Source organism: Nonomuraea sp. NPDC003214 (genome assembly GCF_053590035.1).
On the sequence record NZ_JBSFSX010000004.1, the window covers coordinates 668,276 to 681,171 of the forward strand.

Genomic DNA, 12,896 nt, shown 5'->3' on the forward strand with positions numbered 1-12,896 from the left:
GGTTATCAGGAAAGTCATGTAGGGCTAAATATTCGTATCAGGCGAAGTGTTAGTCTCGGGGCGAACTCTTGAAGGGGACACCTCCATGACCGCACTCGCCCGGTTGAGCCTTGCCAACCGCAGCCTTGTGATATTGATCGCGGTCGTGCTCAGCGCCTTCGGCGCGTTCACGATCCCGCAGCTGAAGCAGCAGTTGCTGCCGTCCTTGTCCTTTCCCGGCGCGTTCGTGGTGGCGCCGTATCCGGGTGCTTCTCCGGAGATCGTGGAGGAGCAGGTCACCGAGCCGCTGGAGGATGCGTTCCAGGGGCTGGCCGGGATGGAGTCGATGACGTCGACGTCGAAGGAGGGCCTGGCGCAGATCCAGGTGGCTTTCGCGTTCGGGACGGACATCGAGCAGTCGGTGAGCAAGATGCAGCAGGCGGTGAGCCGGGTGCAGAGCCGGCTGCCGGCTGATGTGGAGCCGCAGGTGGTGGCGGGTAACACCGATGACCTGCCGGTGCTGGTGCTGGCGGTGGGTGACGGCGGGGATCCGCGGGCGATGGCGGACAAGCTGCGTCAGGTGATGGTGCCGGAGCTGCAGGCTGTCGAGGGTGTGCGGGAGGCCGAGGTCACGGGTACGCGTGACGAGGTCGTGACGATCACGCCGGATGTGAAGAAGATGGCGCTGGCGGGGGTGTCGGCGGCGCAGATTCCCGAGGTGTTGCGGGCGAACGGGACGCCGATCCCGGCGGGTACGCTGGTCGATGACGGCAAGTCGCTGACGGTGCAGGTGGGGTCGCGGGTCGATTCGCTGGCGGAGCTGAAGGGGTTGTATCTGACGCCGGCTCAGCCGCAGGCGCAGCCGGGTCAGGTCCAGCAGGGACAGCAGGGTCAGGCGCGTCCTGGTCAGGGTCAGCCGCAGGCCCAGCAGCAGGCACGGCAGGGTCAGCCGCAGGCGGTGGCGCAGCCCCGGCCGTTGAAGCCGGTGCGGCTGGGTGATGTGGCGACGGTGGAGCGTGGCCTGGCCGACGCGACGACGATCACGCGTACGGACGGCAAGACGAGCCTGGGCGTGTCGGTGACGATGGCGCCGGACGGCAACGCGGTGGCGATCTCGCACGAGGTGCGGGAGAAGCTGCCGGAGCTGACGCGGGCGCTGGGTGACAGTTCGGACACCGCGGTGGAGGTGGTGTTCGATCAGGCTCCGTACGTGGAGGAGTCGATCGAGAACCTGACGACCGAGGGCGTGCTGGGCCTGGTGTTCGCGGTGCTGGTCATCCTGGTGTTCCTGTTGTCGGTGCGTTCGACGCTGGTGACGGCGGTGTCGATCCCGCTGTCGGTGGTGATCGCGCTGCTGGTGCTGTGGGCGGGTGATTACTCGCTGAACATGCTGACGCTGGGCGCGTTGACGATCGCGGTGGGCCGGGTGGTCGACGACTCGATCGTGGTGCTGGAGAACATCAAGCGTCATCTGGGTTATGGGGAGGCGAAGCTGTCGGCGATCCTCGCGGGTGTGCGCGAGGTGGCGGGGGCGGTGACGGCCTCGACGTTGACGACGGTGGCGGTGTTCGTGCCGATCGCGGTCGTGGGCGGCATGGTGGGTGAGTTGTTCAGCCCGTTCGCGATCACGGTGTCGGTGGCGTTGCTGGCGTCGCTGGTGGTGTCGCTGACGGTGGTGCCGGTGCTGGCGTTCTGGTTCCTGAAGACGCCGTCGCTGTCTCCTGAGGAGGCGCGTCAGCAGCGTGAGGTGGCCGAGGCCAAGGAGCGGCGCAGCCTGTTGCAGCGGGCGTATCTGCCGGTGTTGCGGTTCGCGACGCGGTTCAAGCTGGTGACGGTGCTGATCGGTGTGGCGGTGTTCGTCGGCACGATGGGGCTGGCGGGTGGTCTGCAGACGAACTTCCTGGATTCGTCGGGGCAGAATTCGGTGTCGTTGAGCCAGCGGATGCCGGTGGGCACGGATCTGGGGACGACGGACGAGGCCGCGGCGAAGGTGGAGGACGTGCTCTCCGGTCTGGAGGGTGTGGAGTCGTACCAGGTGACCGTGGGTGGCGGCAACGCGATGATGGGCGGGGCCGGGGGTGGCGCGGATCGGGCGTCGTACTCGGTGACGCTGGCCGAGGGTGTGGACGCGCCGGCGGTGGAGCAGGCGTTGCGTGAGCGGCTGGCGGCGGTGTCGGGGATCGGTGAGGTGACGGTCGGCGCCGCGGGTGCGGGGGGTTTCTCCTCCGACGGGGTCGAGGTGATCGTGCGGGCGCCGGACGAGCAGGCGTTGCGGTCGGCGGCGGACGCGGTGGCGTCGGCGATGGGTGAGGTCGCGGGTCTGCGTGATGTGTCGTCGAACCTGGAGTCGTCGGCGCCTCGGATCGAGGTGCGGGTGGACCGTGAGGAGGCGGCCGAGCGTGGTCTGTCGGAGGCGGCGGTGGGTCAGGCGGTGGCGCAGGCGTTCCGGGGCGCGCCGCTGGGTCAGCTGACGCTGGACGGGCGGGCGAGTGATCTGGTGCTGCGGGGCGGTGACGCGCCGGAGGACGTGAAGGCGGTGGAGGATCTGCGGTTGCCGACGGCGGCGGGTCTGGTGAAGTTGTCGTCGGTGGCCGAGGTGGAGCGGGTCGCGGGTCCGACGCAGGTGACGCGGATCGACGGTGAGCGGTCGGCGACGGTGTCGGCGAAGGCGACGGCTGCTGATCTGGGCAGTGTGACGCAGGCGTTGACGGAGAAGCTGGACGGTCTGGGGTTGTCGGCGGGTGCGTCGTACGAGATCGGGGGCGCGTCGGCGGATCAGCAGGAGGCGTTCGCGGATCTGGGGCTGGCGATGCTGGCGGCGATCGCGATCGTGTTCATGATCATGGTGGCGACGTTCCGGAGTTTCGTGCAGCCGTTGATCCTGCTGGTGTCGGTGCCGTTCGCGGCGACGGGCGCGGTGGGGTTGCTGGTGGCGACGGACACGGCGATGGGTGTGCCGGCGTTGATCGGCATGTTGATGCTGATCGGCATCGTGGTGACGAACGCGATCGTGCTCATCGACCTGATCAACCAGTATCGGGATCAGGGGATGGGTGTGGTGGAGGCGGTCATCGAGGGTGGCCGGCAGCGGTTGCGGCCGATCCTGATGACGGCGGTGGCGACGATCTGCGCGTTGACGCCGATGGCGTTGGGTGTGACGGGGTCGGGCGGGTTCATCTCGCAGCCGCTGGCGATCGTGGTGATCGGCGGGCTGGTGACGTCGACGTTGCTGACGCTGGTGCTGGTGCCGACGCTGTACACGATGGTGGAGCGGGCCAAGGAGCGGTTGCGGCGTTCGCCGCAGGAGCCGAAGGCGGGCAAGGTGCTGGAGCCGGCCTGACCTGCTGGCCTGGGCCGGTGATGTGTGGCGGGCGTCTTCCTGGGGGTGGGGAGGCGCCCGCCGGCGTTGGGCGGGGGGTGGGGTGCGGGGTGGGGGGTGGTGAATACACTTGTCCAACGTGACTTCGAAGCCTCGTATCCCTGATGTTCTCGCCGCTCGTTATGCTTCGCCGGAGCTGGCGCGCCTGTGGTCTCCCGAGTACAAGGTGGTGGCGGAGCGGCGGCTGTGGCTGGCGGTGCTGCGGGCTCAGGCGGAGCTGGGGGTGGCGGTTCCGGAGGGGGCGCTCGATGATTACGAGAAGGTCGTCGAGCGGGTGGATCTGGAGTCGATCGCGGCGCGGGAGCGGGTGACGCGCCACGACGTGAAGGCGCGGATCGAGGAGTTCAACGCGCTGGCCGGGCACGAGCAGGTGCACAAGGGCATGACGTCGCGTGATCTGACGGAGAACGTGGAGCAGTTGCAGGTGCGCGACAGCCTGCTGCTGGTGCGTGATCGGGTGGTGGCGTTGCTGGCGCGGCTGGCGGAGCTGGCGGCCGGGCATGAGGCGACGGTGATGGCGGGGCGTTCGCACAATGTGGCGGCGCAGGCGACGACGCTGGGCAAGCGGTTCGCGTCGGCGGCCGATGAGCTGCTGGTGGCGTATCGGCGGCTGGAGGAGCTGCTGGGGCGTTATCCGTTGCGGGGGATCAAGGGGCCGGTGGGGACGGCTCAGGACATGCTGGATCTGCTGGGCGGTGACGAGGGGGCGCTGGCGGAGCTGGAGGGCCGGGTGGCGGCTCATCTGGGGTTCGCGCACCGGTTCACGAGTGTGGGGCAGGTCTATCCGCGGTCGCTGGACTTCGAGGTGGTGACGGCGCTGGTGCAGCTGGCGGCGGCGCCGTCGTCGCTGGCCAAGACGATCCGGTTGATGGCCGGGCACGAGCTGGTGACGGAGGGGTTCAAGGAGGGGCAGGTGGGCTCCTCGGCGATGCCGCACAAGATGAACACGCGCTCGTGTGAGCGGGTGAACGGGCTGACGGTGGTGTTGCGGGGTTACGCCTCGATGGTGGGTGAGCTGTCGGGTGACCAGTGGAACGAGGGGGATGTGTCGTGTTCGGTGGTGCGCCGGGTGGCGTTGCCGGATGCGTTCTTCGCCTTCGACGGGCTGGTGGAGACGATGTTGACGGTGCTGGAGGAGTTCGGCGCGTTCCCGGCGGTGGTGTCGGCGGAGCTGGATCGGTATCTGCCGTTCCTGGCGACGACGAAGATGCTGATGGCGGCGGTGCGTGCGGGGGTGGGGCGTGAGCAGGCGCATGAGCTGATCAAGGAGCATGCGGTGGCGTCGGCGCTGGCGATGCGGTCGCGGGGGGCGGCCAATGAGCTGCTGGATCGGCTGGGGGCTGATGAGCGGTTCCCGTTGGATCGGGCGGCGTTGGAAGGGTTGCTGGCGGATCGGGTGTCGTTCACGGGGGCGGCGGCGGGTCAGGTGGCGTCGGTGGTGCGGCAGGTGGGTGAGGTGGTGGCGGCTCGTCCGGAGGCGGCGGCTTATCGGCCGGGCGCGATCCTGTGACGTCGGTGTCGCCGGCTTTCGTGCGCGGGGGTGTGCGGGAGCTGGGGTCGCCGGCTGAGGTGCGTGCGGCGTGCGGGGATGACGATCTGGTGGTGTGGGCGGCTCAGCGGTTGACGGGTGGGGCTCGGGCGTGGGCGCTGGGTGATGCGGTGGTGGCGTCGGCTCCGGCGATCTCGCGGCGGGACCGGCTGGCGGTGTGGGCGGGTCCGGGGCCGGCGTCGGTGGGGTCGGCGTCTGTGGTGGCGGCGGTGCGGCTGGTGCGGTTCGCGCTGGCCGAGCTGGGGCCGTCCTATCGTCCGCTGGGTGAGCGGGAGCTGGTGTCGCGGGTGGTGGCGGAGCTGGACGGGGTGGAGGTGTCGGGGGCGTTCTCGTGGATGAGCCTGCCCGGCGGCCCGGTCCCGTACGACGACGCGGGTGGCCCGGGGGTGGGCTGGCTGGGGGGCGCGGCGGAGGGTGAGGTGGCGGCGCTGCTGGCGGGGCACGCGCCCGACTCGTACGCGGTGCCGGGTGCGGCCGGGGTGCGGCGGTGGGCGGGGGTGCGGATCGGCGGGGAGCTGGCGGCGGTGGCGGCCGATGCGTGGTCGGCGCCGTCGGTGGGGCTGCTGGCGGGGGTGGCGACGGTGGCGAGCCGGCGCGGGCTGGGGCTGGCCGAGCGGGTGTGCCGGTGGGTGTCGCGGGAGCTGGTGGCCGAGCACGGGCGGGCGGCGCTGATGGTGGACGACGACAACGCGGCGGCTCTGTCGGTGTACGGGCGGATCGGGTACGTGCGCCGTCCGGTGCTGGCCGCTCATGTGGCTGCCTGAACCTTCCGGGGTGTCGTCCGGGTCGAAAATTAATTCGGGTGAGGTTGCGGGTGGCGTCAGGCACAGTGGACGCGTGATGACCGATTTTGTGCCTGGTATCGAATTGTCCCGTGCCTTCTATCGGGAGGCGGTGGCGCCGCTGCTGGCGGGTGTGCGGCACAGTGCGGCGCTGGTGGGGCCGGGGTCGGAGGTGCTGGCCTTCGACACGAGCCGTTCGGCTGATCATGATTGGGGGCCTCGGGTGCTGGTGTTCGTGCCCGGGGGGCTGGTGGGTGAGGTGGAGGCGGCGGTGACGCGCCGGCTGCCGGAGCGTTTCGGCGGGTTTCCCACGGTGTTCGACTATCACGGTGAGGTGCGGCCGGGGGTGGTGGTGGCGGATCTGGGGGAGTGGCTGCGGGGGCAGCTCGGGTTCGATCCGCGTGGCGGGGTGTCGGTGCTGGACTGGTTGTCGGCGCCGTGGCAGCGGCTGGCGGAGGTGACGTGCGGTGAGGTGTTCCACGACGGCCTGCCCGCCGGCGGGCCGGATGGCGGGCGGCTGGATGAAGGCGGGCTGGAGGCGGTGCGGCGGACGCTGCGCTGGTATCCGCGTGACGTGTGGCGCTACGTGCTGGCCTGCCAGTGGCGGCGGATCGCGCAGGAGGAGGCGTTCCCCGGCCGGTGCGGCGAGGTCGGCGACGAGCTGGGGTCGGCGGTCGTGGGGGCGCGGCTGGCGCGGGAGGTGATGCGGCTGGCGCTGCTGCTGCGCCGCCGCTATCCCCCGTACGCCAAATGGCTCGGCAGCGCTCTGGCGCGGCTGCCCGGGTCGGTGGAGCTGGGCGAGTCGCTGGGGGTGGCGCTGGCGGCGCGGTCGTGGCGGGAGCGGCAGGAGGGGCTGTCGTCGGCGTATGCGCGGCTGGCGGCGCTGCAGAACCGGGCGGGGCTGGCGGTGCGGCTGGACGAGCGGGTGCGGGCCTTCCATGATCGGCCGTTCGAGGTGATCGGGGGTGACCGGTTCGCCGAGGCGCTGCTGGGTCAGGTGGCCGATCCGGTGGTCAGGGCGCTGCCCTTGATGGGGTGCGTCGACCAGTTGTCGGATTCGACGGATCTGCTGATGGCGCCGGGGCGGGCGCGGGCGGTGACGGCGGCGGCGCTCGGCCTGGGCGCCTGAGGCTCCCGCGACCCTGGCCGGTGTGCCGGTCAGGGGGCGAGGGCGGCGGCGAGCTCCTCGGTGCGGGCGCGCCAGGCGGGCAGCGTGGCGCGCAGGGCGGCGGCCTGGCCGGTGCCGGTGAGGACGAGGCGGGCGCCGTGGCCGGTGCCTTCGGCCAGCTCCCAGCGGATGACGCCGCCCTCGCTCTCGTGCTCGCTGTCGTGCTCGAGCTCGAATTCGAGGAGTTTGCCGGGCTCGACGCGGGTGACGGGGCCGGCGGGGACGCCGGAGGCGGTGAACGGGGCGGGCGGCGGCGCGCCGGGGGTGGCCCGGCCGCCGTCGAGGGCGGCCCACACGTCGGCGGCCGGGCGGGTGAGCTGGCGTTCGATCCGCAGGACGGCGCCGCCGTCGCCGGTCTCTTCCACGGTGCCGGGGACGAGGCCGAGGATGGCGACGTAGTCCTCGTGCAGGCGGCCGGGGGCGGGCGGGGTGAAGGGGCGGCCGTCGAGGTGGGCGGCGAGCACGGCGACGCAGGTGTGCCAGCCGGAGGCGAAGCTCGCGGCGCCGAAGCGGTCGCCGAAGGTGTGGGTGAGTTCCAGGACGCAGCCGTCGCCGTCGGGGTGGATCTCCCAGCGGAGCTCGTCCTCCCCCCAGGTGTGGGCGAACACGTGGGGCGGGCGCAGCTCGACGACGCGCCCGTCGGGCCCGAAGCCGTAGCTGACGCGGTCGCCGTCGATGCTCATCTCGGCCGGGAACCAGTGCCGCAGGTGGCCGGGCTCGGTGATGGCGCGCCACACCTTGGCGGGCGGGTGGGGCAGGCGGCGTTGCATGCGCAGTTCGGTGCGGCCGTCGGGGCGGGTGGTCAGGTGCTCGTTCACGGCTCCTCCGGAGGGTCGTCGGGCATGGTGTCCAGGTGGTGTTCGAGCCGGTCGAGGCTGCCGGCCCACAGCCGCCGGTAGGGGGTGAGCCAGGCGTCGATCTCGGCCAGCGGCTGGGGGCGCAGCTCGTACCAGCGGCGCTGGGCGTCCTTGCGGACGGTGACGAGGCCGGCCTGGCGCAGGGCGCGCAGGTGCTTGGAGGTGCCGGGCTGGGTGAGGCCGAGGCGCTGGGTGAGCTCGCCGACCAGGCGCGGGCGCTCCAGCAGCAGGTCGAGGATCTGCCGCCGGGCCGGTTCCGCCAGAACGTCGAAACGCATGCTTCATACTCTACCGGTTATATACCGGGATGGGAATGTGTCAGGGGGAGTGCCGGTCCGCGTTCGCGGCGATCGCCTCCCGCACGTACCCCGCCAGCCCCGGCGTCACCTCGTCGTAGGCCGCCGTGAACCGCGGGTCCGACACGTACAGCTCACCCAGGCAGCGGTGGATGTCGTACGTGCACGGGTAGAACCACCGGCAGATGTGCAGCCGATGCCGCTCGGCCAGATCCATCGCCCGCACCCCGCCCGCCGGCAGCCCGCCGGTGAACGCCGCCGCCAGCTCGGCGCCGATCGCCTCCGCCTCCGCCTTCAGCTCCACCCAGTCGCCCTTGGTGTAGGAGGCCACGCGGCGGCGGCTCTCGGCGTAGGCGTCGGTGCCGCCCCAGCGCCGCTCCACCTCGGCCTCATGGTCCTCCGGCCGGAACCGGCCGAACACCTCCAGCCGCTCCTGCGGCGTCAGCGCGATCCCGAGGGAACGCGCCTCGATCGCCCGCTCCACCGCCGCGATCACCTCCCGCAGCCGCTCCGACTTGCGCGACAGCAGCTCGTGCTGGCGGCGCAACTGCGTCACCTCGTCCACCTGCGGATCGTCGAGGATGACGGCGATCTCCTCCAGCGGGAAGCCCAGCTCCCGGTAGAGCAGCACCTGCTGCAGCCGCACCAGGTCGTCGTCGGTGTAGCGCCGGTAGCCCGCCGCCGTGCGCTCACCCGGGCACAACAGCCCGATCTCGTCGTAGTGGTGCAGGGTGCGCACGGTCACCCCCGCGAGCCGGGACACCTGGCCGACAGACAGACTCATGCCCTCCAGCATGAACCCTCACGTGGCGTGAGAGGCAAGTGGACTCTCCCCCCGCCGGAGAGTCCATGCTGAGGGGTGTGGACGAGGATCTGCTGCCGATCGGGCAGTTCGCCCGGCTCAGCCGCCTGAGCGTCAAGCAACTGCGGCACTACGACGAGCTGGGCCTGCTGGAGCCGGCGTACGTGGACGGCGACACCGGTTACCGCTACTACCGGCCGTCGCAGGCGCGCACCGCGCTGTCGATCGGGCTGCTGCGCTCGCTCGACGTGCCGCTGCCCGCTGTGGGCGAGGTGCTGGCCGGGCGGCCCGGCGCTCTGGAGTCGGTACGGGACGCCCTGGAGAGCGAGCTGGCCCGCAGACGCCAGGCCCTGGCGGCGCTGGAACGCGTCATGGCCGAAGGGCTGCCCGAGCCGCCGGTGCGGGTCGTCGAGGAGAGCGCGCACCGGGCCGCCGTGGTGCGCGAGCCCGCCGCCGGCCCTGAGGGCATCGGCGCCGCCACCTCGGCCGCGGTCGCCCGCCTCATGGCCGCCCGCCACGCGAGCGGCCCGTCCGGCGGGCCAGGGGGTGGGCAGGGCGGCGGGCAGGGCGGCGGGCAGGTGCGGCTGATCGGCCTGTTCCCCGCCGACCTCGGCGACGTCGTCGACGTGGCCGTCGCGCTCGTCCTGGAGCCCGGCGACCCCTGGGAGGAGCCCCCCGCCGGGGTGCGCACCGAGGTGCTGCCCGGCGGCACGTTCGCCATGGCCACCCACGTCGGCCCGTACGGGCAGATCGCCCTCACCGCGCACGCCGTGCTCGCCTGGTGCGCCGAACGGCGGCTGCGGGCCCGCGGCCCGATCCGCGAAGTGTACGTCTCCGACCCGGCGGTGACGCCACCGGAGCGGCTCGTCACCCATCTGATGATCGCCCTGCAGGAGGAACGATGACCGGCACCCCCGAACGCGTCACCCTCGGCCCGCTCGTCTGCCTGAGCGTCACCGGGCTCGGCGAGCCCGGCGGCGGCGAGCACACCACCGCGATCGGCGCCCTGTACGCGGTCGCCGCCGGCCTGGGCGGCCCCGCCGGCCCGCTGGAAGGACTGTGGTGGGCCGAGGACGAACGGCCGCCGCTGCGGGTGCCGCGCGAACTGTGGCGCTGGCACCTGCTGCTGCCCCTGCCCGGCATGCCGGAGCCGGGACTGCTGGAGAGCGCCCGCGAACAGGCCCGCCCCTCCGGCGCCGCCGTCGACCGGGTGCGCGTGAGCGTGCACACCGAGGGGGAGTGCGTGCAGCTAACGCACGAGGGCCCCTTCAGCGAGGAGCACCGCACGCTGGCCGTCATGGACGCCTACATGACCGCCCACCACCTGGTGCCCAACGGCCCCCACCACGAGATCTACCTGACGCCGCTGGACGCCCCCGGCCCCGCACCCTGCTGCGCCAGCCGGTCCGCGAAGACAGTTCCCTCTGACGGAACGGAAGGGCCCCGCGGGCCTCACCGCTCGCGGGGCTCACGCAGCAGCGGGTGGGCGCGCATCGCCACCTCCAGCTCACCCGGCAGCTCGTCACGGTAGCGGCCCAGCGTGGACAGATCACTGTGCCCCAGCACCCGCCGCACCGCGTCCATGTCGACCGCGTCGGCCAGCAGATGCGTCGCCGTGGTGTGCCGCAGCCCGTGCGGCGTCACCGACCGCGCCCGGTCCGGGTCGACCTGCCGCCGCACCCGGTCGATCACCGCCTGCACATCGCCACGCGCCAGCCGCCGCCCCCGCCACGACAGCAGCAGCGCCTTGTCGGCCGACTCCGGCCGCCCCCGCTCCAGATAGACCTCCAGCACGTGCGCCACGTCACGGGGGAGCGGCACGTCCCTGGTGCGGCCGCCCTTGCCGAAGATCCGCCAGTAGCGCACCCCGTCGTTGGTGAAGAAATCCTCCACGTTGGCGCCCACCAGCTCCGACACGCGCGGCCCCAGCGTCGTCAGCAGCAGCACGATCAGCGCGTCACGCACCTCCGTGCGCTGATCACGCCGCCGGCCCGGCCGGGGCGCCGCCTCGCCCAGCTCCCGCGCCGCCCCGATCAGCCCCTGCGCCTGCTCACGCGTCAGCGCCCGCCGCTCGGGCCGCAGCCCGCCCCGCTCCCGCGCCGTCACCGTCGCCGACGCCATCGGATCCAGCTGCACCCACCCGGCCCGCGCCGCGTGCTTGAACAACGCCGACACCGACCGGCGAAACCGCGCCTGCGACGAGGCCGACTGGCGGGCTCCCGGCTCCGGCGCGCTGCGCCGCCCGTCAGGCTTGCGCGCGAACGCCAGCAGGATCGCGTCGACGTCCTCACCCGTCAGATCGTCGAGCACCGTCCGCGCGCCGGCCAGCTCCACCAGCGTCGCCACGTCACGCGCGTACACCTCCGCCGTCGAGGCCGAAAGCGCCCCCGTCAGCGTCCGCGCCCGCACCAGCTCCACATAGCGATCAGCCGCCTCCGCCACCGTGACCCGGTCGAGCTCCGCAGGCCGCACCGTCCCCCCTCACCCCTTCGGGAAAGATCCATCCAAGGAGAGACGGTAGCGGCCGCCACCGACGAAATCAGATGTCGCGGAACGTCTCGATCCGCGCCCCCAGCGCGTTCAGCCGCTCGGCCAGATCCTCGTAACCACGGTTGATCACGTACACGTTGCGCAGCACCGACGTGCCCTCGGCCGCCATCATCGCCAGCAGCACCACCACCGCCGGCCGCAGCGCCGGCGGGCACATCATCTCCGCCGACCGCCACCGCGTCGGCCCCTCCACCAGCACCCTGTGCGGGTCCAGCAGCTTGACCGACGCGCCCAGCCGCGTCAGCTCCGTCAGGTAGATCGCCCGGTTGTCGTAGACCCAGTCGTGGATGAGCGTCGAACCCTGCGCCGAGGCGGCGATCGCCGCGAAGAACGGCACGTTGTCGATGTTCAGCCCCGGGAACGGCATCGGGTGGATCTTGTCGATGGGGGAGACGAGCTTGGACGGCCGCACCGTCAGATCCACCAGCCGGGTGCGGCCGTTGGCCGCCGGGTACTCCGCCCCCCGGTCGTGGTCGAGCCCCATCTCCTCCAGGACCGCCAGCTCGATCTCCAGGAACTCCACCGGCACCCGGCAGATCGTCAGCTCCGACGACGTCACCACCGCCGCCGCCAGCAGGCTCATCGCCTCGACCGGGTCCTCCGACGGCGAGTAGTCGACGTCACGCTCGATCGAGGCGACCCCGTGCACCGTCAGCGTCGTCGTGCCGATGCCCTCCACCCGCACGCCGAGCTGCTCCAGGAAGAAGCACAGATCCTGCACCATGTAGTTGGACGAGGCGTTGCGGATCACCGTCACCCCGTCGTGCCGCGCCGCCGCCAGCAGCGCGTTCTCCGTCACCGTGTCGCCGCGCTCGGTCAGCACGATCGCCCGCGACGGCGACACCCCCCGGTCCACCCGCGCGTGGTAGAAGCCGCCGGTCGCGGTGATGTCGAGGCCGAAGTGCCGCAGCGCCGACATGTGCGGCTGCACCGTGCGCGTGCCCAGGTCACAGCCGCCCGCGTACGGGATGCGGAACTGGTCGGTGCGGTGCATGAGCGGCCCGAGGAACATGATGACGCTGCGCGTGCGCCGCGCCGCCTCGGTGTCCATCGACTCCAGCTCCAGCCGGGCCGGAGGGACGATCTCCAGGTCGCTGCCCTCGTTGATCCACCGCGCCCGCACCCCGATCGAGGCGAGCACCTCCAGGATCCGGTAGACCTCCTCGATCCGCGCCACCTTGCGCAAGATGGTGCGGCCCGAGTTGAGCAGCGACGCGCACAGCAGCGCCACGCACGCGTTCTTGGACGTCTTCACCTCGATGCTGCCCGACAGGCGGCGCCCGCCCACGACCCGCAGATGCATCGGCCCGGCGTAGCCGAGCGACACGATCTCGCTGTCGAGCGCCTCGCCGATCCGCGCGATCATCTCAAGACTGATGTTCTGGTTGCCGCGCTCGATCCGGTTGACCGCGCTCTGGCTCGTCGCCAGCGCATCGGCCAGCTGCAGCTGTGTCCAACCACGATGCTGGCGAGCATCCCGGATCAGCCGGCCGATCCGCACAAGGTAATCGTCTGCCACAACCCCACAACCTAT

General features: G+C 71.9%; 11 protein-coding genes. 6 read left to right on the forward strand and 5 right to left on the reverse strand.

Annotated features, from left to right (window positions below):
• The first annotated feature begins 85 nt into the window (after window positions 1–85).
• The 4 genes from ACWDXC_RS15340 to ACWDXC_RS15355 all read left to right on the forward strand — a co-directional run bounded on the left by ACWDXC_RS15340 (window position 86) and on the right by ACWDXC_RS15355 (window position 6,818).
• Window positions 86–3,319, forward strand: a complete 3,234-nt coding sequence (locus ACWDXC_RS15340; protein ID WP_449981867.1) for an efflux RND transporter permease subunit — start codon at window positions 86–88, stop codon at window positions 3,317–3,319.
• A 118-nt stretch (window positions 3,320–3,437) separates the two neighbouring features.
• Window positions 3,438–4,868, forward strand: coding sequence for an adenylosuccinate lyase (gene purB / locus ACWDXC_RS15345; protein WP_449982046.1), 1,431 nt, complete (start codon window positions 3,438–3,440; stop codon window positions 4,866–4,868).
• A gap of 149 nt (window positions 4,869–5,017) precedes the next feature.
• Complete coding sequence (locus ACWDXC_RS15350) at window positions 5,018–5,671, forward strand: GNAT family N-acetyltransferase (RefSeq protein ID WP_449981869.1); 654 nt, start codon at window positions 5,018–5,020, stop codon at window positions 5,669–5,671.
• Between the two features lie 103 nt (window positions 5,672–5,774).
• Complete coding sequence (locus ACWDXC_RS15355) at window positions 5,775–6,818, forward strand: DUF4037 domain-containing protein (RefSeq protein WP_449981871.1); 1,044 nt, start codon at window positions 5,775–5,777, stop codon at window positions 6,816–6,818.
• Between the two features lie 29 nt (window positions 6,819–6,847).
• On the opposite strand, the gene ACWDXC_RS15360 is transcribed toward ACWDXC_RS15355, so the two are convergent.
• From ACWDXC_RS15360 to ACWDXC_RS15370, 3 genes are read right to left on the reverse strand one after another with little or no spacing between them, the layout of a single operon-like run.
• A complete protein-coding gene (locus ACWDXC_RS15360) occupies window positions 6,848–7,675 on the reverse strand; it encodes an SRPBCC family protein (RefSeq protein WP_449981873.1) in 828 nt (275 codons plus the stop codon).
• Entirely contained in the window at window positions 7,672–7,992 is a 321-nt protein-coding gene (locus ACWDXC_RS15365) for an ArsR/SmtB family transcription factor (RefSeq protein ID WP_219519086.1), read from the reverse strand. The genes ACWDXC_RS15360 and ACWDXC_RS15365 overlap by 4 nt, the downstream gene beginning before the upstream one ends.
• 40 nt (window positions 7,993–8,032) lie before the next feature.
• Complete coding sequence (locus ACWDXC_RS15370; protein WP_449981876.1) at window positions 8,033–8,794, reverse strand: MerR family transcriptional regulator; 762 nt, start codon at window positions 8,792–8,794, stop codon at window positions 8,033–8,035.
• Window positions 8,795–8,871: 77 nt separating this feature from the next.
• Between ACWDXC_RS15370 and ACWDXC_RS15375 the strand changes: the two genes are divergently transcribed.
• Window positions 8,872–9,717 carry a MerR family transcriptional regulator gene (locus ACWDXC_RS15375; RefSeq protein WP_449981878.1) on the forward strand — a complete coding sequence of 282 codons (846 nt, stop codon included), beginning with the start codon at window positions 8,872–8,874 and terminating at the stop codon, window positions 9,715–9,717.
• Window positions 9,714–10,343, forward strand: a complete 630-nt coding sequence (locus ACWDXC_RS15380) for a hypothetical protein (RefSeq protein ID WP_449981880.1) — start codon at window positions 9,714–9,716, stop codon at window positions 10,341–10,343. Before ACWDXC_RS15375 ends, ACWDXC_RS15380 begins: the two co-directional genes overlap by 4 nt.
• Here the strand turns inward: ACWDXC_RS15380 and ACWDXC_RS15385 are convergent.
• Window positions 10,265–11,284 (reverse strand): tyrosine-type recombinase/integrase, encoded by a 1,020-nt coding sequence (locus tag ACWDXC_RS15385; protein WP_219519098.1) that lies wholly within the window; start codon window positions 11,282–11,284, stop codon window positions 10,265–10,267. The genes ACWDXC_RS15380 and ACWDXC_RS15385 overlap by 79 nt on opposite strands.
• A 67-nt stretch (window positions 11,285–11,351) precedes the next feature.
• Window positions 11,352–12,881 (reverse strand): helix-turn-helix domain-containing protein, encoded by a 1,530-nt coding sequence (locus tag ACWDXC_RS15390; protein ID WP_308126251.1) that lies wholly within the window; start codon window positions 12,879–12,881, stop codon window positions 11,352–11,354.
• Window positions 12,882–12,896: the final 15 nt, after the last annotated feature.